The sequence below is a fragment of the Myxococcus xanthus genome (genome assembly GCF_006402735.1).
In the GTDB taxonomy this organism is placed as follows: Bacteria; Myxococcota; Myxococcia; order Myxococcales; family Myxococcaceae; genus Myxococcus; species Myxococcus xanthus_A.
Genome location: NZ_CP017174.1, coordinates 4,217,199 through 4,240,019, shown reverse-complemented (window position 1 = coordinate 4,240,019; position 22,821 = coordinate 4,217,199). Strand labels below are relative to the sequence as shown.

Annotated in this window: 21 protein-coding genes and 1 tRNA gene; 6 read left to right on the top strand and 16 right to left on the bottom strand. The window is 68.1% G+C overall.

The annotated features are described in order from the left end of the window. Positions 1–60 precede the first annotated feature (60 nt). The 10 genes from pheS to BHS09_RS18015 form a co-directional block, all read right to left on the bottom strand. A complete protein-coding gene (gene pheS / locus BHS09_RS18060; protein WP_140791630.1) occupies positions 61–1,110 on the bottom strand; it encodes a phenylalanine--tRNA ligase subunit alpha in 1,050 nt (349 codons plus the stop codon). A 160-nt stretch (positions 1,111–1,270) separates the two neighbouring features. Further along, positions 1,271–1,618, bottom strand: coding sequence for a 50S ribosomal protein L20 (gene rplT / locus BHS09_RS18055; protein WP_013940187.1), 348 nt, complete (start codon positions 1,616–1,618; stop codon positions 1,271–1,273). A 99-nt stretch (positions 1,619–1,717) separates the two neighbouring features. Beyond that, entirely contained in the window at positions 1,718–1,924 is a 207-nt protein-coding gene (gene rpmI / locus BHS09_RS18050) for a 50S ribosomal protein L35 (protein WP_140791628.1), read from the bottom strand. Between the two features lie 167 nt (positions 1,925–2,091). Continuing rightward, a complete protein-coding gene (gene thrS / locus BHS09_RS18045; protein ID WP_011553616.1) occupies positions 2,092–4,020 on the bottom strand; it encodes a threonine--tRNA ligase in 1,929 nt (642 codons plus the stop codon). 73 nt (positions 4,021–4,093) lie between these two features. Further along, positions 4,094–4,165: transfer RNA gene (locus BHS09_RS18040), tRNA-Val, on the bottom strand. Between the two features lie 73 nt (positions 4,166–4,238). Then, positions 4,239–4,946, bottom strand: a complete 708-nt coding sequence (locus tag BHS09_RS18035) for a uracil-DNA glycosylase (RefSeq protein WP_140791626.1) — start codon at positions 4,944–4,946, stop codon at positions 4,239–4,241. Then, complete coding sequence (locus tag BHS09_RS18030) at positions 4,943–6,118, bottom strand: AI-2E family transporter (protein ID WP_140796498.1); 1,176 nt, start codon at positions 6,116–6,118, stop codon at positions 4,943–4,945. The genes BHS09_RS18035 and BHS09_RS18030 overlap by 4 nt, the downstream gene beginning before the upstream one ends. A 209-nt stretch (positions 6,119–6,327) precedes the next feature. Then, a complete protein-coding gene (locus BHS09_RS18025) occupies positions 6,328–6,690 on the bottom strand; it encodes a PEGA domain-containing protein (protein WP_140791624.1) in 363 nt (120 codons plus the stop codon). Positions 6,691–6,712: 22 nt separating this feature from the next. Beyond that, on the bottom strand, positions 6,713–7,528 hold the full coding sequence (locus BHS09_RS18020) for a hypothetical protein (protein WP_237078373.1): 816 nt from the start codon (positions 7,526–7,528) through the stop codon (positions 6,713–6,715). Between the two features lie 120 nt (positions 7,529–7,648). Further along, the gene (locus BHS09_RS18015; protein ID WP_171410519.1) at positions 7,649–7,984 is read right to left on the bottom strand and encodes a PilZ domain-containing protein; all 336 of its coding nucleotides are present in this window, start codon (positions 7,982–7,984) and stop codon (positions 7,649–7,651) included. A gap of 220 nt (positions 7,985–8,204) precedes the next feature. On the opposite strand from BHS09_RS18015, the gene BHS09_RS18010 reads away from it, so the two are divergent. After that, positions 8,205–8,948, top strand: coding sequence for an FKBP-type peptidyl-prolyl cis-trans isomerase (locus BHS09_RS18010; RefSeq protein ID WP_237078372.1), 744 nt, complete (start codon positions 8,205–8,207; stop codon positions 8,946–8,948). A gap of 1 nt (position 8,949) precedes the next feature. On the opposite strand, the gene BHS09_RS18005 is transcribed toward BHS09_RS18010, so the two are convergent. The 3 genes from BHS09_RS18005 to BHS09_RS17995 all read right to left on the bottom strand — a co-directional run bounded on the left by BHS09_RS18005 (position 8,950) and on the right by BHS09_RS17995 (position 13,387). Next, entirely contained in the window at positions 8,950–11,160 is a 2,211-nt protein-coding gene (locus BHS09_RS18005) for a hypothetical protein (protein WP_140791618.1), read from the bottom strand. A gap of 33 nt (positions 11,161–11,193) precedes the next feature. Beyond that, positions 11,194–11,397 (bottom strand): cold-shock protein, encoded by a 204-nt coding sequence (locus BHS09_RS18000; protein ID WP_011553608.1) that lies wholly within the window; start codon positions 11,395–11,397, stop codon positions 11,194–11,196. Positions 11,398–11,512: 115 nt separating this feature from the next. Beyond that, positions 11,513–13,387, bottom strand: coding sequence for a M2 family metallopeptidase (locus BHS09_RS17995; RefSeq protein WP_140791616.1), 1,875 nt, complete (start codon positions 13,385–13,387; stop codon positions 11,513–11,515). Between the two features lie 260 nt (positions 13,388–13,647). On the opposite strand from BHS09_RS17995, the gene BHS09_RS17990 reads away from it, so the two are divergent. Beyond that, positions 13,648–14,832, top strand: coding sequence for a hypothetical protein (locus BHS09_RS17990; protein WP_174260155.1), 1,185 nt, complete (start codon positions 13,648–13,650; stop codon positions 14,830–14,832). Continuing rightward, entirely contained in the window at positions 14,832–15,389 is a 558-nt protein-coding gene (locus tag BHS09_RS17985) for a DUF3105 domain-containing protein (RefSeq protein ID WP_140791612.1), read from the top strand. The genes BHS09_RS17990 and BHS09_RS17985 overlap by 1 nt, the downstream gene beginning before the upstream one ends. Positions 15,390–15,402: 13 nt before the next feature. Here BHS09_RS17985 and BHS09_RS17980 read toward each other — a convergent pair whose 3' ends face one another. From BHS09_RS17980 to BHS09_RS17970, 3 genes are read right to left on the bottom strand one after another with little or no spacing between them, the layout of a single operon-like run. Next, complete coding sequence (locus tag BHS09_RS17980) at positions 15,403–16,953, bottom strand: DUF1501 domain-containing protein (RefSeq protein WP_140791610.1); 1,551 nt, start codon at positions 16,951–16,953, stop codon at positions 15,403–15,405. Positions 16,954–16,964: 11 nt separating this feature from the next. Beyond that, a complete protein-coding gene (locus BHS09_RS17975) occupies positions 16,965–17,642 on the bottom strand; it encodes a hypothetical protein (RefSeq protein ID WP_237080409.1) in 678 nt (225 codons plus the stop codon). Further along, positions 17,632–18,798, bottom strand: coding sequence for a hypothetical protein (locus BHS09_RS17970; protein ID WP_237078370.1), 1,167 nt, complete (start codon positions 18,796–18,798; stop codon positions 17,632–17,634). The genes BHS09_RS17975 and BHS09_RS17970 overlap by 11 nt, the downstream gene beginning before the upstream one ends. A gap of 391 nt (positions 18,799–19,189) precedes the next feature. Here BHS09_RS17970 and BHS09_RS17965 point away from each other — a divergent pair, with 391 nt between their 5' ends. The 3 genes from BHS09_RS17965 (at position 19,190) to BHS09_RS17955 (ending at position 22,820) form a co-directional block, all read left to right on the top strand. Beyond that, positions 19,190–20,113 carry an SDR family oxidoreductase gene (locus BHS09_RS17965; protein ID WP_140791606.1) on the top strand — a complete coding sequence of 308 codons (924 nt, stop codon included), beginning with the start codon at positions 19,190–19,192 and terminating at the stop codon, positions 20,111–20,113. 113 nt (positions 20,114–20,226) lie between these two features. Next, a complete protein-coding gene (locus BHS09_RS17960; RefSeq protein ID WP_140791604.1) occupies positions 20,227–21,678 on the top strand; it encodes a metallophosphoesterase in 1,452 nt (483 codons plus the stop codon). A 20-nt stretch (positions 21,679–21,698) separates the two neighbouring features. Next, positions 21,699–22,820: a heparan-alpha-glucosaminide N-acetyltransferase domain-containing protein gene (locus BHS09_RS17955; protein WP_140791602.1), complete on the top strand. Its 1,122-nt coding sequence runs from the start codon at positions 21,699–21,701 to the stop codon at positions 22,818–22,820. Position 22,821 lies beyond the last annotated feature (1 nt).

Below are 22,821 nucleotides of genomic sequence, written 5' to 3'. Positions count from 1 at the left end.
GGTCCACCCTCTTCTTCAATCGGCTGGAACACGGGGGCCCACGAGAGGCCCCCTGGAATCTCAGAACTGCTCGAGGAAGCGCGCGTCGTTCTCGAACATCATCCGCAGGTCGTCGATGCGGTAGCGCAGCATGGCGATGCGCTCCACGCCCATGCCGAACGCGTAGCCCGTCACCTCGTTCGGGTCATACCCGGCCGAGGTGAAGACGTTCGGGTGCACCATGCCGCTGCCCAGCACCTCCAACCACCCGGTCTGCTTGCAGATGCGGCAGCCCTTCCCACCGCAGTTCGTGCAGGTGATGTCCACCTCCGCGGAGGGCTCCGTGAAGGGGAAGAAGGACGGGCGGAAGCGCGTGCGCGTGTCCGAACCGAAGAACGCCGTCACGAACGCCGCCAACGAGCCCTTCAGCTCGGCGAACGTCACGCCCTTGTCCACCAGCAGGCCTTCCACCTGGTGGAACATTGGCGTGTGAGTGATGTCCGAGTCGCGCCGGTACACCCGGCCCGGCATCACCGCGCGGATGGGCGGCTTGCGGTTGAGCATGTACCGGACCTGCACCGGGGACGTGTGCGTGCGCAGCAGCGCCGAGCTGTCCGCCTTCTTCGCGTGGCCCAGCGTGGCCTCGTCCACGTAGAAGGTGTCCTGCATGTCCCGCGCGGGGTGGTCCTTCGGCAGGTTCAGCGCCTCGAAGTTGAAGTAATCCAGCTCGATCTCCGGGCCGCTGGCCACGTCGAAGCCGAGCCGTGAGAAGGTCCGGACAATCTCCTCCATCGTCCGCGACACGGGGTGCCGGCTGCCCAGCGCCACGCCGCGTCCCGGCAGCGTCACGTCCAGGCCCGGGCCCTGAAGCTGGGCCTCCAGCGCGGCCGCCTCGGCGCGCTCCACGGCCTCGGCGAGCAGCTTCTCCAGCTCCGCCTTCACGCTGTTGGCCACCTCGCCCAGCGAGCGCCGCTCGTCCGGGGGCAGCTTGCCCATACCGCCCAGCACGCCGGACAGCTCGCCCTTCTTGCCCAGGTAGCGGACCCGCAGTGCTTCCACCGCGGACAGCTCCGACGCGCCGCCAATCTCCCGCCTCGCGGACTCCGCGAGCGCCAGCAACCGATCCCGCATGGACTTCCGCCTCCGTTCCAGTTCCCCGCGCGCCCTTGGCGCCGAGGCAAAAAAAAGGGCCGCCCCGAAGAGGCAGCCCGTTCAAACATCCGGAAAGGGTGGCCAGCGTCAGCCCACCACCCCACCCGTTCTGTCTCCAGCCTTGCGAGCTGGATGTGTCTCAGGCCGCCTTCGCGATGTTGGCGACGGCCGCAAAACCCGACGGATCCGCGATGGCCATGTCGGACAGAACCTTGCGGTCCAGGCCGATCTTCGCCTTCGCGAGGCCCGCGATCAGCTTCGAATAGGAGAGGCCCACCGTGCGGGCGGCCGCGTTGATGCGGACGATCCACAGGCGACGGAAGTCCCGCTTGCGCTGCATGCGGTCGCGGCTGGCGTAGTCCAGCGCCCGCTCAACCGCCTGGTTGGCGCGCTTGTAGCAGTTCTTCCGACGGCCGCGGAAACCCTTGGCCAGCTTCAAAATCCTATTACGACGACGACGAGCCTTTACACCCTTCTTCACGCGCATGACTGCCTCACTTCGGACTGCGTAGTTGAGAAGCCCCCCGGCGCAGGCTTACCGCCGCTCCAACGAGGCCACGTAATCCCTGACTTCAGAACCGCGAAATCAGCCCCCGTAGGGGAACATCTCCTTGATGACCTTCTTCGCGTCCATGTCGCGAAGATGGCCGGTGCCGCGGCCGCTGCGCTTGGACTTCGGCGTCTTCGAGAACGTGAAGAGGTGCTTCGCGAAGGCCTTGCCGTGCTTGACCTTGCCGCTCTTCTTCACTTCAAAGCGCTTCTTCGCGCTGCTGCGGGTCTTCAACTTCGGCATCGTCCTGATCCTTCCATGCCCCGTGCCGTTGGACTTGAGCGGCAGGTGCGAGAACTCTCGAAAATTGGGGAACTTGGGCAGGTTCCCCTCGAAAGTGCGTCAAGATACTTAGGTGCAACAGGGAGTCAAGGCCCGTCAGCAAGCTGCCAGGCGTCCTGACCTCCCGATCACGGCAGGGCCGCTTCCTTCGCCAGCAGGGCCTCGAAGTCCGTCACCTTCATCGTCTTGAGGTCCTCGCCGCCGTACCGCCGCGGCGACACGCCCTCGCCCGACACCTCGTTGTCGCCCACCACCAGGGTGAACGGCACCTTCTGGAGCTGGGCCTCGCGGATCTTGGCGTTCATCGACAGGCCGCGCTCGTCGAACTCCACCCGGTAACCCTTCGCCCTCAAGGAGTCCCGAACCTTCCGGGCGTAGTCGTTCTGCCGATCCGCCACCGTCACCAGCACCGCCTGGATGGGGGCCAGCCAGGCCGGGAAGGCGCCGGCGAAGTGCTCGATGAGGATGGCCGTGAAGCGCTCGAACGAACCGAAGATGGCGCGGTGGAGCACCACGGGGCGGTGCTCGGCGTTGTCCTCGCCCACGTAGGTCAGGTCGAAGCGCTCGGGCGCCAGATAGTCCAGTTGCATGGTGCCCAGCTGCCACCGGCGGCCGATGCTGTCCGACACCGCGAAGTCGATCTTCGGGCCGTAGAACGCGCCGTCACCCGGGGCCAGTTCGTACTCGAGGCCCAACGACTCTAGCGCCGCCTTGAGGCCGCCCTCGGCCCGGTCCCACAGGGAGTCATCGCCCAGACGCTGCTCGGGCCGCGTGGACAGCTTCACCGCGTAGGTGAGGCCCACCGCCTTGTAGACGTGGTCCAGCAGCTTCACGAAGCGCCGCACCTCGTCGGTGATCTGCGCCTCCGTGCAGTAGATGTGCGCGTCATCCTGCGCGAATTGGCGCACGCGCGTGAGGCCGCCCAGGGAGCCCGCCGCCTCGTTGCGGTGCAGCACGTCCTGCGTGTGGTAGCGCAGCGGCAGGTCGCGGTAGCTGTGCTTCTTGAAGCCGTAGAACAGGTGGTGCGACGGGCAGTTCATCGGCTTGAGCGAGAAGTCATGCTCCCCCGACTCGCTGTCGAGCACGAGGAACATGTTCTCCTTGTACTTGCCCCAGTGGCCGCTGGTCTCCCACAACCCCTTGTTGAACATCAGGGGCGTCTTGATCTCCACGTAGCCGTCGTTCTGCGTCAGCTGACGCATCCAGTTCGACAGCGTGGTGTAGAGCGTGGTGCCCTTCGGGGTCCAGAAGGCGGAGCCCGGCGAGTACGGGTGGAAGTGGAAGAGGTCCAGCTCCTTGCCCAGCTTGCGGTGGTCGCGCTTCTTCGACTCCTCGATGCGCGTCAGGTACTCCGCCAGCTGCTTCTTGTCGAAGAAGGCCGTGCCGTAAACGCGCTGGAGCATCGGGTTGCGGTGGTCACCGCGCCAGTACGCGCCGCTGGAGGAGAGGATCTTGATGATGCCGATCTTCCCCGTACTGGGCGCGTGGGGCCCCAGGCAGAAGTCCACCCAGTCACCGTGTGTGTAGAGCGTCAGCGTCTTGGCGCCCTTGGCCGCGATGTCCTTGACGATCTCGACCTTGAACTTCTCGCCCTTCTCCTCGAACAGGCGCACGGCCTCGTCCATGGAGATTTCGGTGCGGACGAAGGCCATGTCCCGCTTCAGCTCGGCGTTCGCCTCGGCCTCGATCTTCTCCAGGTCCTCGGGCGTGAAGGGCTTCTCGCGGAAGAAGTCGTAATAGAAGCCCTCCTCCGTCGCGGGACCGATGGTCACCTGCGTGCCCGGGAAGAGCTTCTGCACCGCGCTGGCCACCACGTGGGCGGCGTCATGGCGGATCAACTCCAGGGACTCGGGGCTCTTGGGCGTGAAGATCTGCAGCTTCACGTCCTCGTCCAGCTTGCGGGCCAGGTCCATGTCCTGGCCATTCACGCGCGCGAAGAGGGCGGCCTTCGCCAGGCCGGGACCGATGCTCTCCCGCACGAAGTCCGCGATGGTGGTACCCCGGGCCGTCTGCTTCTGCGAGCCGTCGGGGAGCGTCACCGTGATGATGTCGGACATACGAACCTCGGAAAAAAAACGGGCGGCAGGCTCTTTTAAAGCCGTGCCGCCCGCTGAAGTCACTCTTTGATGATGGGTCGTAGTGGGATCGAACCACTGACCCCTACCGTGTCAAGGTAGTGCTCTACCGCTGAGCTAACGACCCGTTGCAGCCGCTTCGGTGGCGCGGGGAATAACAGCGGGCTCCCCCAACTGTCAAGCAAACACAGAAGGCTTCTTCAACTCTTCCCGCGCGCCTTCGGATTCGACGTTTCCAGCAGCGCGTGGACCCGGGACATGACGGCGTCGAACATCGCCGGGGTCAGCCGCCCCGTCTGCGTGTTCTGCTGGCTGACGTGGTAGCAGCCCAGCAGCGTCCGGCCGCCCGGCAGGGGCAGCTCCGCCCCATGCCCGAACGCAGGCCGAGGCGACGGAACCTCCATCCCCTGCCGCGCCAGGGCCACGAGCGCGGCGTTCCAGCCGATGGCCCCCAGCGCGAGCATCACCCGGCCCGGTAGCAGCGCCAGCTCGCGATCCAGGAACGGCGCGCAGCGGGCCAGCTCCTCTGGGAGGGGCTTGTTGTCGGGCGGAGCACAGCGCGCCGCCGACACGATGAAGGCGTCCTTCAGCCGGAGCCCGTCATCCCGGTGCTCGCTGAGGGCCTGATTCGCGAAGCCCGCGCGGTGCAGCCCGGCATAGAGGAAGTCGCCCGACCGGTCCCCGGTGAACATCCGCCCCGTCCGGTTCGCCCCATGGGCCGCCGGCGCCAGCCCGACGATGATGAGCCGGGCCTTGGGGTCACCGAAGCCGGGGACGGGCAGGCCCCAGTAGTTCCAGTCGCGGTAGGCGCGGCGCTTCACCCGCGCCACCTCCTCCCGCCACTCCACCAGCCGGGGACAGGCCCGGCAGCTGGTGATCTCCTTGTGCAGCGCCTCCAGCTTCGTCACGGCGACTTGGGCTCCCCCGTGTAGAGCCGCGTCCGGCGGTAGCGCTCCACCACCACGCTCAGGACCACCTTGAGGATGGCCGCCACCGGCACCGCCAGCAGGATGCCCACGAAGCCGAACAGCTCACCGAAGGCGAGGATGGCCAGGATGATCGCCACCGGCGCCAGCCCGACCTTCTCCCCCACGATTCGCGGGGTGATGACGAAGCCCTCCAGCATCTGCCCGATGACGAAGGTGGCCGCCACCGCCGCCAACTGCCACGGCCCCTGCCACGACAGCATGAGCCCCACCAGCGACAGCACGATGCCCACGCCCGTGCCCAGGTACGGCACCATGTTGCCGAAGCCGGCAATCACACCAATGACGATGGCCATGTCGATGCGCGCCGCTGACAGGCCCGCCGCATAGATGACCGACAGCACGCCGCCCACGATGAGCTGGCCGCGCACGAAGGCGGAGAGCACCTCGTCCACCTCCGCGAAGCGCCGGCTCACCAGCCCGACCGCGCGCCGGGGCAGCAGGTCCTTCACCATGCCCATCAGCCGGGGGTAGTCCTGCAGGAAGAAGAAGGCCAGCACCGGCACCACCGACAGGCCCAGCAACGTCACCACCAGCCGCGCCGTGTTGCCCGCGAAGCTCGCCAGGATGCGCGCCGCCGCCGGCCCCGCGCTCTGGACCAGCTCTGACGCTTGCTTTCCCAGCTCGGTGGTGCGCTGGCGCACCAGGTCCGGCAACGAATGCCCCACCAGCCCTTCCACCTTCGGCACCACCTGGGTGCTCGCGCGGTTGAAGAAATCCGGCAGCTTCGACGCCTCCTCCCGGAACACCGGGATGAGGTACAGCACCGCGCCCACCAACATCAGCGTCCCCGCCGCGAAGACGAGCGTCGTCCCCCACGTGCGGTCCAGCCGCCGCTTCTCCAGCTCGGTGACGATGGGGTTGAAGATGTACGCGCCCGACAGCGCGAGCAGCACTGGCACCGCCACACCGCCAAAGACGGAGAGCAGCGCGAACACCAGCCCCAGCGAGCCTACCATCACCGCCGACCACCACAGGTCGATGCGCCGGGCGTCCGTCTCGGACAGGGCGGTCTCGGCCACCGCCACGGGTTCGGCGACTTGCACACGGGCGGTCTCGGCCGCGGACTTGCCCTGTCCCCGCGGCGGCGGCACCTCGTGAAGCACGGGGGCAGGCCGTGCCGACGGCGGCACGGCAGCGGCGGCGGGTTTCACGGCGGCGGGGGAATGACCTTTCCTGCGTCGTCCGATGGCGCTCTCCTCTTCAGTCCCAGCTACGGCGGCGTCATGTCCTGATTGCACTTCACGAAAGCACAGGAAACGGGCTTTCGTGGAAGCCCGCTCGCTTTACACCCGGCCCGGCGTCACTCCGAACCGCCGGCCTTCGGCCCAGAGGCGCGAAGCTGGATGGTCAGCCGCGCTCGGGCCCGGCTGGGCTCGAAGTACGTCGTATAGGGCCAGTACCCCTGCTTCTTCACTTCAATCTCGTGCAGGCCGCTGCCCACTCGCAGCGCCTTGGGGGAACCCGAGAAGTCGCTGCAGAGCCCCTGCCAGACGCCATCCAGGTACACCTCCGCGTCCACGGGTTCGCAGAGCAGGGCCAGGTTGCCGCTGGAGTTCTGGGCTTCCGCCATCAGCTCGCGGGCCTTGAGCAGGGACTCGGGCTCCTGACGCTTCGCACACCCAGCGAACGTGGACACCATCACCAACAGCAAAAGCTTCCGCATCAGCTCGCCGAGGACCTCGTAGTCACTGCGTGACAATCACGACCCGGCCCTCGGCCAGGAAGCGCGTGTTGGCCTCGACGAGCGCCTTCGCGTCCTCCGAGGCGAGCACCAGGTCGGAACCCTTGGAACCCGTGGCCTTCACCACCAGGGGCTTGTCCCCCACCAGCGAGGCCTTCTTCGCCGCATCCAGGCTCTGGAACCACGCGGCCACGGCTGTCGCAGCACGGCGTTCGTTGGCTAGCGCCGCCGCGCCGTACAGCGCCTTGCCGCTGTCATCCAGCAGGCGGGGCGCCAGCACGGGCTGCACACCGAGCCCTCGCGCATCCACCACCAGCCCCGTGTACTTCTTCGCGCCCGCGCCGTTGACGGCGATGACGGTGTCCGCGGCGGGCGGCGAGAACAACGACGCGGTGAGGGCCGATAGCGGCACCTCCACGTCAATCTCCACGCCACTGTCGGAGAAGAACCGCCGGGCGACGACCTTGTAGCCGCCCATCGCGGCCTCCACCCGCTTGCGGACTTCTTCGCGGGCCAGTTCGTCCGCCACGGTGCGGCCCGCGCTGATGTGAAGGCGCCCGGCCTGGTCCATGAGATTCTGGATGGCGGACTGCTTGGCGGTCCGCTCGGCGCCCAGCCGGGCCTGTCCGGGGTTGGAGGCCTTCAGGTCGGGAGCACCCGCTCCCGTGGCCCGCAGCACCTGCCCTTCCCAATTGACGCCCGGTGCCCCCGGTGCCGTTTTCACGGCGGCGACGGTGGGCTTCGGGGCCTTCGCTTCCTTGCCCTGGCCAGACGCGGTCAGTGGCACGGCCAGCAATATCCCCCACAGCGAGTGCCTCACGGGAAATCCTCCAGCCCCTCGTCCGACGTCGCGGGTCGTGTCAGGGCAGAATGGCTTCCCATTCAACGGGCCTGCTTCCGGGGAAGTCAAGGCAGGCCCCTGCGGCACGGCGGGTATGCGTCAGTTCTCGTTGCCGTGACGGTCGACGTAGGCGTCGATCATCTTGCGGTGACGGTCGGTGAGCAGCGTGAAGCGCACACCAGAGCGCTCGCGCTTGGCCCCCAGCTCGGCCCACTCACGGACCACTTCACCCTCGGCGTAGATGATCTCCTCCGAGCCCGGGAGCTGGAACTGGAGACCGATGCGCTTGGCCTCGTGCTGAGGCTCGAGCAGCCGGGCGAGGCTCAGCCCTTCCTGGCTGATGTCCGCGGCCCGCGACATGTACGGCACGCCACCCATGTACTTGTTCAGGTAGATGTCGAGGGGCGCCCGCTTGTTCTTCCGCTTGTCGCTCATGGCTTCTTCGCCTCCGGTCAGGTGGTGCAACAGGTTGCTCCGGGGGTGAAGCAACCTGGATGCAGGGTAGAGGCGCGCGCTGAACTCGCAAGAAAACGGACGGCGCGCGGAGGCCTCGCGCGCTCGCTGTGCTTCCTCGGTGAATTCTTCGCGCGGGCTTGTGTCTTCCGGGCGCGCGGCCACGCTCTATAGTGCGCCGGTTCTCATGAAAGGTGGATGCATGCGATCGATGTGGACGGCGGCCCTGGTGTTCGCGCTCGGCGCGACGGGCGCCCAGGCGCAGGACTCGAAGTCGGCGAAGAAGCCCGCGGCCAAGGCCGCACCGGCGACTCCTCCGGCCGCCGCGCCGGCGGCGCCCGCTGCGCTGTCCGAGGAAGACCAGCAGACCCTCTACACGCTCGGCCTCTCCATTGGCCGTGATTTGTCCCTCTTCGCGCTGTCGCCCGAGGAGCTGAAGGTGCTGCAACAGGGCCTGGCCGACGGACTCGGTGGAAAGACGTCCGACATCGACCCGAAGGAGCAGGCGCAGCGGATTCAGGCCTTCGCAAAGAGCCGGCAGGCGCTTGCGGGCAAGGCCGCGCTGGAGCGCGCCGCGAAGGAGCCCGGCGCGGAGGTGCTTCCCTCCGGCGTCGTCTACAAGCAGGTCCAGGCGGGAACCGGCCGCAGCCCGCGCGCCGTCGACACCGTCAAGGTCCACTACGAGGGCCGGCTGGTGGACGGCACCATCTTCGACACCTCCGCCCGCCGCGGAATCCCCGTTGAGTTCCCGCTCAACGGCGTCATCCCCTGCTGGACGCAGGGCGTGGCGAAGATGAAGGTGGGCGGCAAGGCGAAGCTCACCTGCCCCGGCAACACCGCCTACGGCGAGCGGCCGCCCTCCGGCTCGCGCATTCCGCCCAACGCCGTCCTCACCTTCGACGTCGAGCTCATCGACATCCCCGGCGACACGTCCCGGCAGCCGTAGGTCAGCGACTCAGGGCGGCCTCGGCGGCGCGGAGCAATGGCTCCGCGCTCACCGGGGCCCCGGTCGCATGAATCATCCACTGGTCCGGCGTCACCGAACCGTAGGTGGCCATGCGTTCGAACTCGGCGCCCAGCGGTCCCTTGCGCTTCAGGTGCTCTTCGATCTGGAACGCGATGAGGTGGCCCAGCGGATAGTCGGACAGGTAGAGCGGGTAGCTGATCATGTGGCTGTAGACGGCCAGCAGCGAACTCCCCTCCCCTCCCAGCACCGGCGCGAAGTACTGGTTCCACACGTCGCGAGAAATGCCCACCACCGCCTCGCGAAGCTGGGCCGGCGTGGCGTCCGGGTGCGCGTACATCCAGTGCCACACCGACATGTCCACCAGCGCGATGCCCGCGCGCTCCCACGTCTGCCACAGCTCGCCGAGCACCCGCTCCCGCTCGCTCGCCGCGTCCGGCTTGCCCAGCCCGAGCAACTCCAGGTCGCGCGACTGGAACACGAAGGCCAGCGCCTCCGTGAAGGCGTTGTTGGGCACCCCCGCGAGCAGCGTGTGGTCCACTCCGTAGAGGCTGAATACCTGCTCCACGTTGTGCCCCAGCTCGTGCACCGCGATGTTGTAGCCCTTGTAGTCCATGCCCCCCTTCTCCACGCGCGTGCGCAGCCGGGGGAAGTCGCCTCGCCGAAGTGCCGGCTGTGCGTGCCCCGCACCGCGCGACGCGTCCACGCGAATGCGCTCCGCCAGCCACACGGCCTTCGCCTTCGTGAAGCCCATGCCCTGGAGGATGCGCGGCAGGTCCTTCGCGAACGCCTCCGCCGTGGGGTAGCGCTTGCGCGTCAGCGCATCCAGGTCGGACTCCGGCCGCTTGCCGCCCGGATTGAAGCCCGAATACCAGAGGTCCTGCGGCTCCAGCTTCCGGCCCAGGCGCGCTTCAATCTCCTTCGCCACGCGCGGCACCAGCGGTGACTCCAGCACCTGCGTCAACAGCGACCGGACGCGCGCTTCCGGCAGCTCGCGGCCCAGCTCGAAGCTCCGGGCGATTCGCGTGGGCGCCACCGGCACGTAGGGGTCCGCCTGACGCGCCGCCTGGAAGGTGGCCAGCAGGTGCGTGTAGCGCGTGTCCGGCTCCGGCGACGCATCCGGCTTCGTCGTGCGTGCGGGCGCATCCGCCTCCACCGTCTCCGACGGCGCCACCGTGACGGTGTTGGTGAAGGGGTCCCAATCCAGCCGCGGGTTGTCGATGACGGCTGCGGGAATCGTCTGCGTGATGATGCGCTCCATCACCTGGACGATCATCCGCTGCTTCAGCGCGCCCGTCACCGCGTCGGAGTAGTCCCCCTTCAGCTCGTCACGAAGGTTCCAGTGGCTGATGAGCCGCAGCCCCTTCGGGAAGGGGCGCCGTCCCTGCGCATCCACCAGGTGATGCATCCAGATGTTGTATTCGGCGATGTACAGGTTGGCCGCGGCGATGGCGCGCGAGGACGCCTGTTCAATCTCCGCGGGGACGCGCTGGTTGAAGCGCCCGGCCAGCCGCGTCTCGGCCCACTGCCGCCGCGTCCATGACGGCCCCTGCTCCACGCGCTCCGCCAACGTGGTGAGCGGGAAGTTGAGCAACACCACGAAGCCCACGCGCGCGCGGAACAGGTCCGTGGTGACGTGGGCGGCCGGATCATACGCCGCCACCAGGGGCTCCACTGGCAGCAACGGCCCCAGGTCCAGGTCGGTGTACCACTGGAGCTCGCGCCCGATTTCGTACAGGTGCCCGTCGAGCTGCTCGAACAGCCGCTCCAGCCGTTGGAAGGTCGCGTCGAGCGCCTTCGGGTCCGACAGGAACTGTTCACGTGCGAACGCCGCGAGGTCTCCGTCCTCCGGCCGCCACATCGCCACCACCTGATCCACGCCCCGCTCGATGCGGCCCCGCTGCGCCTCGCCGTGCCGCGCCACGAGCTCCGCCTTCAGGGCCGCGGCGTCGAACGTGGACGTCATGGCGGTGGGCTCCTTCTCCGGGACGTTGACGGGGGGTGGTGCCTTGGACGACCCGGCAGGGAGGGCGGCCGTGCCCGTGCTCGACGGCACGGCTGGCGTGGTGGAGCAACCCAGCGCGGCGAGAACGGGCAACAGACAGACGCGTGAGCGGCGGAACTTCGTCGACAAAGGCACGGAGCGCTCTCCAGAAAGCACGAAGGGCCCGACCCCGTGGGGCCGGACCCTCATGATGCAACAGAAGCAGTTCGAACGACGCTCGGCTCAGGCCGCGCGGACGTTCTGGGCCTGCAGGCCCTTGGGGCCGCGGGTCACTTCGAACTCCACCTTCTGGCCCTCCTGGAGGGTGCGGAAGCCATCCATGTTGATGGCGGTGTGGTGGCAGAACACGTCCTCACCACCACCGTCCTGGGTGAGGAAGCCGAAACCCTTCGCATCGTTGAACCACTTCACGGTACCAGTAGCCATTTGCTCTCTTCTTCTTTCGTCACGGACGCGAATATCCGCCGTCCGGTCCTACGAGCGAACCCGCCTAGACGGCCGCAATTTAAGCGTGGCCGCCCGGCGCGTCTACTCCAGACCGTCACCAACCGCACTTCTGGCCCTTGTTCTGCGCCTGGAGCCAGGTGCGCAGCGGGCTGAAGTAGTCGAGCAGCGGCGTGGCATCCATCTGCCGGGTTCCCGTCATGGCCTGGAGCGCGTCGGGCCACGGCTTGCTCGCACCCAGCTCCAACATGGCCTGGAGCCGCTTGCCGGCCTCCTTGTTCCCATAGATGGAGCACTCGTGGAGGGCGCCCTTGTAGCCGGACGCCTCGCAGAGCGCCTTGTGGAACTGGAACTGGAGGATGCGCGCCAGGAAATACCGCGTATATGGAACGTTTGCGGGCACGTGGTACTTGGCCCCCGGGTCGAAGTCCTGCTCCGAACGGGCCACCGGCGCGGCGACGCCCTGGTACTTCTCTCGCAGCGTCCACCAGGACTTGTTGTAGTCCGCCGGCTGCACGCGGCCGGAGAACACCTCCCAGCGCCACTGGTCCACGAGCAGACCGAACGGCAGGAAGGCAATCTTCTCCAGCGCGTCCTTCATCTGCAGGTTGATGAGGTTCTTCTCGTTCTTCGGAACCGCCTTCAGCAACCCCGCCTGCTGCAGGTAGCCCGGGGTGATGGACAGCGTGAGCGCGTCACCAATGGCCTCGTGGAAGCCGTCGTTCGCGCCGGCCTGATAGAGCACCGGGAGCTGGTAGTAGTACGTGAAGTAGTAGTTGTGGCCCAGCTCGTGGTGGATGGTGACGAGGTCCTCCTCCGTGGGCTTGATGCACATCTTGACGCGCAGGTCGTTGCTGAAGTTCACGTCCCAGGCGCTGGCGTGGCAGACGACATCGCGCCCCACGGGCTTGGTGAACTGCGAGCGCTCGAAGAAGCTCTGCGGCAGCTCCTTGAGGCCCAGCGAGGTGAAGAACTTCTCACCCAGCTTCACCATGCGCAGCGCGTCATACTTCTGCTGCTTCAGCGCCGAGTCCACATCCAGGCTGGCCTGCCCGGGGAAGGGCTCCACCAGCGGGTAGATGTTGTTCCACTCCTGCGCCCACATGTTGCCCAGCAGGTGCGCGGGAATCGGCTTGCCATCGGGCACCTTGTCGGCGCCGTACTGCTTCGCCAGACGGCCGCGCACGTAGCAGTGCAGGTCGTCATAGAGCGGCTTCACCTGGCCCCACAGGCGCTGGGCCTCGACCTCGAACTCGGCCGGAGGCATGTCGTACGCGGAGCGCCACAGCGTGCCCAGGTCGTTGAAGCCGATGTCCTTCGCGCCCTCGTTGGAGAGGGACACCAGCCGCTCGTACATCGGCCGCATGGGACGGGCCACGGAGTGCCAGCCCTGCCACGCGTCCAGCAACTCGTCGTAGTTGCGGCTCTCCGCGATGACGTCGGACAGCACCTCCAGGTCGCGGCACTTCCCCTTCCCGTCCGGCCCACAGTACTTGCCCTTGCCGTAGAGGCCCTCCAGCTTCGCCGCCGTGGCGGCCAGCTCGGACCGCCTCTCCGCGTCCGACGGCGCCGGCAGCGCCTGGGACACCTTGAGCAGGTGCAGAATGCGCGCGGTGTCCGCGTCCAACGTCAGGCCCTCGAAGCGCCGTGCCTCCTTGATGGCGCCGTTGACGTAGGCCAGCACCTCTTCGTTGGCGAAGGCGGCGTTCTGCTCGGTGTCATCGGTGATGTACGTGGACTTGATCCACTCCGCGGTGGCCTGCTTCGTCCACAGGCGCTTGAGGTCCGCGTTCACCTTCTCCGCGAAGGCCTTCGCCTCTTCCGGCGTGGGCTGCGACGCGGCGGCGGGAGACTCGGCGGGCGTGGGCGCCTCGCGCGTCACTTGCGAATCCTGGGCACACCCCAGGAAGGCGGGCAGCGCCATGGCCGCGGCCACACGCAGGAGGGAATTCAGGGGACGTTTCCGGTTCATGGCTGCGGACCGTAGAAGAACCCGCGACTGATGACACTCCGAAACTGGGTGGTCTCCCTCCCGTAGCGCCCCCGCACTGTCGCGAAGAGCGTACTCCGCCGATGCGGCGCGACACGCCTGGTTCGCGTCCGGTGACGACCCGCGACAACCCACGCTCCCCCGTCCCGACTCCGTCCGGCCGGGTAGCGTGCGGGCGGTCCGTGCCCGACCTCTCATGTCACCCGGCGGCGTTACACCTTCGCCTCATGTTGCTCGGACATATGAAGGACCCTCGCTGGCCCGCCGAGGAAGAGGCCCTGGAGGATGCTCGCCGCTTCCTGACGGAGTTGAAGGGCCGCCGCGTGGTGGTGGCGCCCCACCCCGGTGTGGACGGGCTCGCCGCGGCGGCGCTGGTAATCCGAGCGCTCCAGGCCGTGGGGGCGCGCGTGACGGCGCGGGTGCCAGGCAAGGGCGAGCATGCGTACTCGCCGTCGTTTCAGGAGCGCCTGCGCGCGCCGCCACCCGATGCGTTGGTGGTGCTCGAACGTGGCTCGAAGCCCGGACCGCCGCGTGCCACGGCTGAGGAGGCCCACCACCCCGGAGCCTCCGCCGAGACGTCCCCCGCGCCCGGGACGCTCGAAGCTGGCGGCCAGGGCCGCTCGCATGCCGGGCCTCCAGAAGGTCTGATGCCGGCGCCAAGGGGCGCCCCTAGCGTCTCCCCGGCCGTCCCCACGCTCGTCATTGCCCCGCAGGCAGAGGCGGCCAGGGCTTCTGGTTCAATGGTGCTTTCCGCGAGGGACCTGGAGCCCGCGGTCAGTTGCAGCCTGCTCGCCTACGCGCTCGTGTCACCCCACGTGGTACCGGGCCCACTGGAATGGCTGGCCGTTCTAGGCACCGTGGCGGATCAGGGCGTGGATGCCCCCATCCCGTTCCTCAAGGACGCGCTCCGCCGAGCCGGACGCACCGCCGTGACGGAATCCGTGGCCCTGCTGAACGCGGCCCGGCGGTCCTCCCGGTTCGCGGCACCGGTGGCGCTGGAGGTCCTCCTCCGGGCGGGAAGCGCCACGGACATCACCCGGGGAAATGTCCCCGGCGTCGATACGCTGCATGACTGCCGGCTGGAGGTGCAGCGTGAGGTGCTGCGGTGCTCGAAGACGCCGCCGCGCATCGCCAGCCCCGTCGCGCTGCTGCTGTTCAGTTCGGAGGCCCAGGTGCATCCGCAGGTCGCGGTGCGCTGGGCCCAGCGGCTCCCGGAGCACATCATCATCGCCGCCAATGCGGGCTACCTGCCGGGCCGCGTGGACTTCGCTGTGCGCAGCCGCGTGAAGGTGGACCTCGACGTGCTTTCTCCGAACGCGACCGGGGGCAGCCTGTCCCGAGAGGAATTCCTCCGCTTCACCGCCCGCCTGGGCTTCAAGGGCCTACGCGACATCGACGTGGAGCGGCGAGGCGCATTCCCGGGCTGATGCGGTATGACGCGGCCGTGATGCCCCGTCCTCTCCTCCCCCTCCTCACGCTCCTCGCGCTCACCGGCTGCGGCGACACCACTTCCGACGATGGCGACGCGTGTGAGCGATTCAGCTTTCCGCTGTCGGAGCCGAGCCCTTCGCACCACCTCGACAGCTGTTCGAGTGAAGGGTGCGGCAACGGGGAGAATCCGCCCAACTCCGGCCTCCACTGCGGAAACGTGGCTCCGTGCGGGGTCTCCTCCGAGCCCGTGGCCCCTTGCCTCTATGTCCACAACCTGGAGCACGGGCACGCGGTGTTCCTCTACAACTGCCCGGACGGCTGTCCTGACGAAGTGGCAAAGCTCGAAGCCGCGGCAGCGGCAGCGCCTCGCGGAGGTAACGGCGTCCGCCGGGCCCTGGTGGCGCCGGATCCCCAGCTTCCCCGGAGAGTGGCCGCGATGCTGTGGCGCCGCACGTACCTGGCTGACTCCGCGGACCCCGACGCCCTTCGTTGCCTGATGCAGCTCCAGGACCGCGGTGCGCCGGAGCCGGGGCTGACGTGCCCCGCGCGCTGAGCCGCGCGTGCCGTCACGTGGGCAGGAATCCGCTCGCATCGGGCAGCCCACTGCCGGATGTATCGACGCCCATGGCCGTCAGGATGCCGGAGAAGATGTCCGCCTCGTTCGACGCCAGCTTCCCCTGGGCGGGCGCTCCCGTGCGCGGGTCGAAGCCGTAGGTCAACGTCGTGCGCGAGTCGATTCCCCCCAGCACCGTGTTGCCCCGGAGCATGGGTGAGAGCATCAGGAAGCCATTATTGAGGTCATGCCCGGTGCCGAACTCGGTGGCATTCAATGCACGGGGCCGTGTGCGGCCGAACTCAGTGGCGACATAGATGAGCGTGCGGTCCCAGAGACTCTCACCGGACGCTTCGTCGAACGGCTCCTCCTTGAGCAGGCCGATGAGCCGGTCCACCACGCCCAGGACGCGCGCCCACATGAAGGCTTGCCCGGTCCGGTGGTCGTTGTGGCTGAAGTCGAACGCCAGAGGCGGGTTGGCAATGCCAGTCTCTCCGCCCACCGCTACGTTGAACGAAGGCCCCAGCGTCACCGTCACCGACACCCGGTACTTGAGCAGCAGGAAGGCCAGCGCCGCCTGGCCCTCCACCGGGTCCGTGAAGTAGTCCGGAAAGGCCGCGCGAAGGCGCGCTCCGTCCGGGGAGCTGGACAGGCCGAACTCGGACAGGGGAATCCGCGGCGGCGCGTCCGGCAGCACGCTGAGGCGGTTGATGAGGTCCTTCATCTCCAGCGCGGGCTGCCCAACGATGCGCTGTTCATTCCACCGCCGGAGCGCGGGCGCGTTCTCGAACGTCTGGCCGAAGACGGACCTCGCATCGAGCGCGTTCCGCGTCTGGCGCGCCAGGGCCACCACGTCTTCCGGCGGCACGTCCTTGAGCCCCTTGCGCCCGTCGAGCCCCAGGGGCCACAGCGACGCATTCGTCACCACCTCGCCGTAGCAGTGCGCGGGCAGGGAGGTGTCCGTCCCCCGCTCCGCGTACCCGCCCATGCCCATGTTCACGTTGGGGATGGGAAAGCCCGCGCCGTACTGCAAGGCCACGCACTCCTGAAGCGTCCTTCCCCGCCACGCCGAGTTCCCCGTCAGGCTCCGCTTCTGCGCGATGACGTGGTTGACCGATGTCCCCACCGACGTCGCCACCAGCATCGACGCCTTGTGCTTCGTCACGAAAGGCAGCTGGTCCGTCCTCACCGGCACGGGGATGTTTCCAAGCCGCGGACTGCTCACCTGAACCGCCCTGAAAGGCGAGTCCAGCACGCTCTGCACCTGACCATCCGCGAACGTGTTGAGCCGCGCCGCATCCGGCCCCGCCTCCGACGCCCGGACCGCCAGGAAGCTGTCGATGATGGAGGCGCCGCCCGCCGCCCCCACGACGATGAGGAAGCGGGGCTTACCGTCGAGCCGTGCCCGACGGGCGCCGCCACGCTGCCCCAGCGAATCGGGCGTATCGAGCGCCTCGCGGCATCCAGTCAACAGCGGCCCCAACACCGTCGAGCCCGCGGCGCACAGAGACATCGCCCTCACCAACTCCCGGCGCGAGAGCCGGCCATCTTTGCGAAGTGACATGGAAGGCTCCCTCAGAAGAAGACGGACTCAGCGGAGGAAAGGACGGCGAAGCAGACCGCGGTCATCCAGTCGCGGCCCGGACGCGTGCTGCCCGAGGATTCGATGTCAGCGGCGAGTTGAATCCAGGCATTCACCTCTGCCTCCTCGGCCTCACGCAGGAGGCCGCGTTGGTAGAGCGCGTGGATGGCGGCTCGGACCGGCGGCCCGGACCGGTCCTCCAGTCGGCCCTGGGCATCCAATCCGACGCCCTTGAAGATGACGGCCGCCGTTGGCGCGCTCACATCGAGCGCGACGCGCTGGGTGCAGCCCGCCAGGGCCATCCGCTCCACGGCGATGGGCGTCGTCACCCCCGTGACGGGCAGTGGCTCATAGAAGCCGCTCCGGTACGGGTCCACGCCGCCCAGCGTCACGGTGTGGACGAACGTCGCGCACGGGTACTGTCCCAGCTCGTTACACAGCCCCGCTGGAGGAAGCTCGAGCGCCGCCGCGAAGTCCGTCGTCAGTCGTTCGGGCCCTTTGAAGCGAAGGTTGTTCCGGGTCGACCTGGCGACAGCCACGGGCGTGCCCGCGTCCGATTCGTTCCCCACCGGAGGGACTCCAGCATCCACGTCCAGCACCGTGGCAATCGGCTGCTGCGTGCAGCCAGCGAGCACGAGCACCGCGGTGACCACCAGCGTTTCAGGGCGCACCGTAGGCCTCCGTGCGAATCAGGTCATGAAGCATCCGCTGCACGCTGTACTGATGCGTGCCCTTGAAGCGCTGCCACAGGGTGACGAACTCGGCCTGCTCCTCCGCCGTCGGAGGGTGGCCCACGAGCAGCTTCCAGTAGTCGGTGACGGCGGAGATGGCGAAGGCGTCGCTGTTGGCGCCGACGTGGGCCCACTCGAGCAGGTCCCTCACGGGCTGGCCCAGCAGGAAGCCAGACTCCGGTATCTGGGTGATGTTGGGAGCCTCGGTGCTGAAGTACCGCTCGATTCGGCCGGGCACGTAGCGCGCCGACGCCCCGGCGGCGATGCCGTTGTAGTTACGGAAGGGATAGCTCAGCGGGTCGAGCGTCGCATGGCAGGCGGCGCAGGCAGACGCCTGCACACCCTTGGCGTCGTAGTCCCGAGGCTCACCCGGAATGCTGTAGAGCCCCTCCTGAAGCGCGATGTCGAGCCCCAGGTAGGCGCGGTAGCTCTGGGACGCGGCGTTCCGAGGCAGCGCGGTGAACATCACGAAGGACGTGAGACTCCACGCCGATGTGAGGTTGCCGGCGCGACGGCTCTCTTCCACGAACTGGGAGGGCAATGACGGCGTCGCGGTGTAGCGCGTGGGCTCCGTCTGACGGCTCACGTAGTAGGTCGCCGTCATCACCTCACGCGCATCGTGGTGGTCGAGCTGGGCGTAGGCGTAGAGCGCGTAGTCGTCGTAGTAGTCCGCGAGCGGAATCGGGCCCGCGTCCTCGCCCGACTTGATGGAGCCCACGGGCCGGATCTTCGGGTGGGCCAGCTTCCAGAGCTGCCCGTCCTTGCCCCGCCAGAACTCGCTGCCCGTGCAGCGCTCCAACTCCGCGTCGATGAACTCGCGCTTGCTGTCGTCCCCGCGCGCGGCGAAGGCCTGGAGCTCCGCGTAGGTCGGCGACCGTCCGCAGAAGTCGAGCAGCACGCGCCGGTAGGCGAAGCGCAAGTCGTAGCGGCAGATGTCGTAATCGGGGTTCTGCCCCGCCACGCAGCCCCCTAGCTCCGTGGGCACACTGGCCGGGTCCCCGGGCAGCGTGCCCCGCGACAACTCCTCCACGTTCGTCACGCCATCGCCATCCGCGTCCTCTGGCTCGACGGCGCGCAGCGCGGCAGGCAGGGCCATGGAGAAATCGCCATCCGAAAGCGGCCGCGCTGCGCCCGGAACCAGGTGCGGCTCCAGCGAGGTCCCGAAGGCGTTTCGTTGCGGAGGGGCCGTGTGACAGAGCGTGCAGGCTGGCTGTTGTCCGGCGCACGCGGGGGCCGAGGGATAGGTGGCACAGACGACGCCTCCCGCTGGCGGTTTGGCGAGCGCTTCCCCCGGCAGACAGAGGACGGCGCCCAGAATGAGTCGTCGAATCACGCAACCTCCTCGCGAGACGTCGAACAGGTGAGCCGTGAAAAGGTTGCGGTGCGTTCTTGCGCGAACCGCGCCAACTCGCCCAATCATGACAAGAGGTGTCAACAATCCTCCGTAGGCTCTCCCCGTTGTGCGCACATTCCAGAAGGAGGCAGGCATGCGGGACATGAAAGATTCCCTGAAGGGACGCGTGGCACTGGTCGCGGGCGGCACGCGCGGGGCGGGCCGGGGCATCGCGGTGCAGCTCGGCGCGGCGGGCGCCACTGTCTACGTCACGGGCCGGACGACACGGGCGCAGCGCTCGGAGCAGAACCGGCCGGAGACCATCGAGGACACCGCCGAACAGGTGACGGCGGCGGGTGGGATTGGCATCGCCGTGCAAACGGACCACCTGGTGCCCGAACAGGTGAAGGCCCTGGTGGAGCGCATCGACCGGGAACAGGGCCGGCTCGACGTGCTCGTGAACGACATCTGGGGCGGCGAACACATCTTCGAGTGGAACAAGAGCGTGTGGGAGCACTCGCTCGACAAGGGGCTGCGGCTGCTCCGGCTGGGCGTGGACACGCACCTCATCACCAGCCACTTCGCCCTGCCGCTGCTCATCCGCCGCCCGGGAGGGCTCGTGGTCGAGGTCACCGACGGCACCGCCGACTACAACGCGACGAACTACCGCATCTCCACGTTCTATGACCTCGCGAAGGCCTCCGTCCTCCGGCTGGCGTGGAGCCAGGCGCGGGAGCTGAAGCCCCATGGCGCCACCGCCGTCTCGCTGACGCCGGGCTGGATGCGCTCCGAAGGCATGCTGGAGCACTTCGGCGTCACGGAGGCGAACTGGCGCGATGCGACGGTGAAGGAGCCCCACTTCGTCATCTCGGAGACGCCGGCCTATGTCGGCCGTGCCGTGGCCGCGCTGGCATCGGACGCGGACAAGGCCCGGTGGAACGGACAGTCCCTGTCCAGCGGCCAGCTCGCACGCGTCTACGGCTTCACGGACCTGGATGGCAGCCAGCCCGATGCCTGGCGCTACGTCGTCGAGGTCCAGGACGCGGGCAAGCCCGCCGACGCCACTGGTTACCGGTAGACACTGCCCAGGGTGGGTCTTCCAGGACCGCAACCCAGGTGCTATTGACTTCCTCGCAATACGCGTTTTGCGGCCATCCCTGTCCGCGACACACCCCTTGCGAGGAGACAGCTTTGAGACACCTGAGAACCGCGGTCCCTATGGCACTGCTGGGCCTGCTGGCGGCGTGCGGCGGCCCGGTTGAGTCGCAGCCCGAGGTCACCAGCGCCGAGTCCGCGCTGAACTGCGCCTCACTGAGCCGGGCCGTCCATCACCGCATCAAGCCGGTCAACGGAGACAGCCTCTACACGCTCAACGCGAACGAGGCCGCCAACGCCGCCACCACCTGGGGCTACACGGAAGACCAGGGTGTGGCCTTCCTCGCCGCGGCCTCCACGGGGACGGGGTTGTCCCCCGTCTACCGCATCTACAGTCCCAGCCAGCAGGAGCACTTCTGGACCATCGATGAGGCCGAGCGGAACGACCTCATGCAGAACGGGGGCTACACGACGAACGAGAACGTCGGCTTCTACGCGTCGAAGACGGCGGCGGCGTGCCTCGTTCCCGTGTACCGCTTCTCCAACACCACGCTGCGCAAGCACCGCTTCGCCATCACCGAGGCCCAGCGCAATGCGCTCACCTCCGCCGGCTGGGTCGACCAGGGCATCAAGTTCTACGCCGCACCAGAGTCCGCGCCGCCGGTCGACACGAAGTTCACCTTCGCCGTCATCCCCGACACGCAGAACGAGGTCCTCGCGACGCCCCCCGCGAGGCTCAGCCACCGGTACCAGTGGCTGGTGGACAACCGGAGTTCGCTCGACCTGCGCTTCGTGCTGCACACGGGCGACGTCGTGAACTGGGACACGCCGGACCACATCCAGTACGTGCGCGCCAGCGAAGCCACCGAGATTCTGGACGCCGCCGACCTCCCCTACGTCTACGCCATTGGCAACCATGACACGGCGGCCGTGTGCCCCGGCGGCAGCGCCTGCCCGGGCAACGTCAACGCCAACCTGCGCGACACCACCACCTTCAACACGCACTTCCCGCTCACGCGCTTCACCGCGCTGGGTGGCGTCTACGAGCCGGGGAGAATCGACAACTCCTACCACACCTTCTCCGCCGGCAGCCTGGACTGGTTGGTGCTCAACCTGGAGCTGTGGGCCCGCACGGGCGCCGTGGACTGGGCGAAGACGGTGCTGGCGCAACATCCGCGTCACAACGTCATCATCAACACCCACTCCCACCTGAACGGCAGCGGCGCCATCGAGCAGAGCAATGGCGGTTATGGCAACAACAGCCCGCAGTACGTGTTCGACCAGCTCATCAAGCAGTACGCCAACGTGCGGTTCGTCTTCTCCGGACACACGGGCAATGCCGCATACCGGGCCAGCACGGGGGTCCACGGCAACACCATCCATCAAATCCTGACGGCGTACCACGAGAACGCATCGAACCTGACGCGGCTGGTGGAGGTGGACACCGCGGCCAACACCTTCTCCACGCGGGTGTACTCGCCGATGACGAACGCGGAGAAGCAGGACGGCTCCAAATTCTCCATCAGTAACGTGAGCTGGGTCCGCTGATGCTCTAGGGTAGGCGGGCCGTGACGTCCACGCCCGCCTCCCCTGCCCTCGTCTCCCGTGATCGCATCCGAGCCATCGACTGGCTCCGGGGCATCGCGGTGCTCTTCATGGTCCAGACGCACACCCTGGCCTTGCTCACGCCCGAGCTGCGGCAGAGCGAATGGGTGGCGCGGCTGCTGCGCGTCGACGGGCTGGTGGCCCCTGCGTTCATCTTCTCGGCCGGCTTCGCCACCGCCCTGATGATGGTCCGCAGCGCCGCCAGCGGCATGCTCCGCGATCGTGTCCACCGCAACCTCCGCCGCGCTGGCGAGGTGCTCGCGGTGGCCACCCTGGTCAACTGGGCGTGGTTCCCCCTGCTGCGCGAGCCCCAGTGGATCTTCCGCATGGACATCCTCCAGTGCGTGGGCCTGTGCCTGCTCATCGTCCTGCCGGTGGCCGCGCTGCTCTCCGCGCGTCCCAAGGTGCTGGGCACCGGCGCCTTCGTGCTGGCCATGGCCACGTTCGCCGTGTCGCCCCTGGGCGAACAGGTGGATGGCCCCTGGGCCACGCTGACGGAGAAGTCCTCCTTCGCGCCCTTCCCGCTGCTGCCCTGGCTGGGCTACGCATGGCTGGGCGTCTTCGCGGGAACGGTGGCGGGCGCCTGGGGCCGCGCCGGGCTCATCAAGGCGCTGTGGGTGCTGATGGGCCTGGGCTTCACGGGCGCGGTGCTCGGTGACTTCCTCTACGGCCTCTATCCGCCCCACCGCTTCTTCGTCGCCAATCCCTCCAACGCGGCGGCGCGCTTCGGCTGGGTGAGCACGGTGCTGCTCGTGTTGACGTGGCTGGAGGCCCGGATCCCCGTGGACGCGGCGCCGTCCCGGCTGCGGCGCTTCGTGGAGGTGTTCGGCACGTCGTCGCTGTCCGCGTACTTCTTCCACGAGATGCTGCTGTTCTACCGGCTGGGCGGCGTCTTCTCCTTCCAGCGCTTCTGGGGAGACCGCAGCGGATGGCTCCAGTACTGGGTGCTGACGGCCGTCATCATCGGCCTCACCTTCGTGCTGTGCGTCGCCCTGGACCGGCTGGAGCGCGTGCTGCGGCCCGCGCTCCGGAACCTCTCGGGACGGCTGTTCCGGCAGGGCCAGCACGCCCCCGCCGGACGCTGAC

Excerpts from the sequence above, each read along its gene's own strand:
- pheS (WP_140791630.1), bottom strand. The coding sequence starts at position 1,110 with ATGCGGGATCGGTTGCTGGCGCTCGCGGAGTCCGCGAGGCGGGAGATT.
- rplT (WP_013940187.1), bottom strand. The coding sequence starts at position 1,618 with ATGCGCGTGAAGAAGGGTGTAAAGGCTCGTCGTCGTCGTAATAGGATT.
- rpmI (WP_140791628.1), bottom strand. The coding sequence starts at position 1,924 with ATGCCGAAGTTGAAGACCCGCAGCAGCGCGAAGAAGCGCTTTGAAGTG.
- thrS (WP_011553616.1), bottom strand. The coding sequence starts at position 4,020 with ATGTCCGACATCATCACGGTGACGCTCCCCGACGGCTCGCAGAAGCAG.
- BHS09_RS18025 (WP_140791624.1), bottom strand. The coding sequence starts at position 6,690 with ATGCGGAAGCTTTTGCTGTTGGTGATGGTGTCCACGTTCGCTGGGTGT.
- BHS09_RS18015 (WP_171410519.1), bottom strand. The coding sequence starts at position 7,984 with ATGAGCGACAAGCGGAAGAACAAGCGGGCGCCCCTCGACATCTACCTG.
- BHS09_RS18010 (WP_237078372.1), top strand. The coding sequence starts at position 8,205 with ATGCGATCGATGTGGACGGCGGCCCTGGTGTTCGCGCTCGGCGCGACG.
- BHS09_RS18005 (WP_140791618.1), bottom strand. The coding sequence starts at position 11,160 with ATGAGGGTCCGGCCCCACGGGGTCGGGCCCTTCGTGCTTTCTGGAGAG.
- BHS09_RS18000 (WP_011553608.1), bottom strand. The coding sequence starts at position 11,397 with ATGGCTACTGGTACCGTGAAGTGGTTCAACGATGCGAAGGGTTTCGGC.
- BHS09_RS17995 (WP_140791616.1), bottom strand. The coding sequence starts at position 13,387 with ATGAACCGGAAACGTCCCCTGAATTCCCTCCTGCGTGTGGCCGCGGCC.
- BHS09_RS17990 (WP_174260155.1), top strand. The coding sequence starts at position 13,648 with ATGAAGGACCCTCGCTGGCCCGCCGAGGAAGAGGCCCTGGAGGATGCT.
- BHS09_RS17985 (WP_140791612.1), top strand. The coding sequence starts at position 14,832 with ATGCGGTATGACGCGGCCGTGATGCCCCGTCCTCTCCTCCCCCTCCTC.
- BHS09_RS17980 (WP_140791610.1), bottom strand. The coding sequence starts at position 16,953 with ATGTCACTTCGCAAAGATGGCCGGCTCTCGCGCCGGGAGTTGGTGAGG.
- BHS09_RS17970 (WP_237078370.1), bottom strand. The coding sequence starts at position 18,798 with ATGGCCCTGCCTGCCGCGCTGCGCGCCGTCGAGCCAGAGGACGCGGAT.
- BHS09_RS17965 (WP_140791606.1), top strand. The coding sequence starts at position 19,190 with ATGCGGGACATGAAAGATTCCCTGAAGGGACGCGTGGCACTGGTCGCG.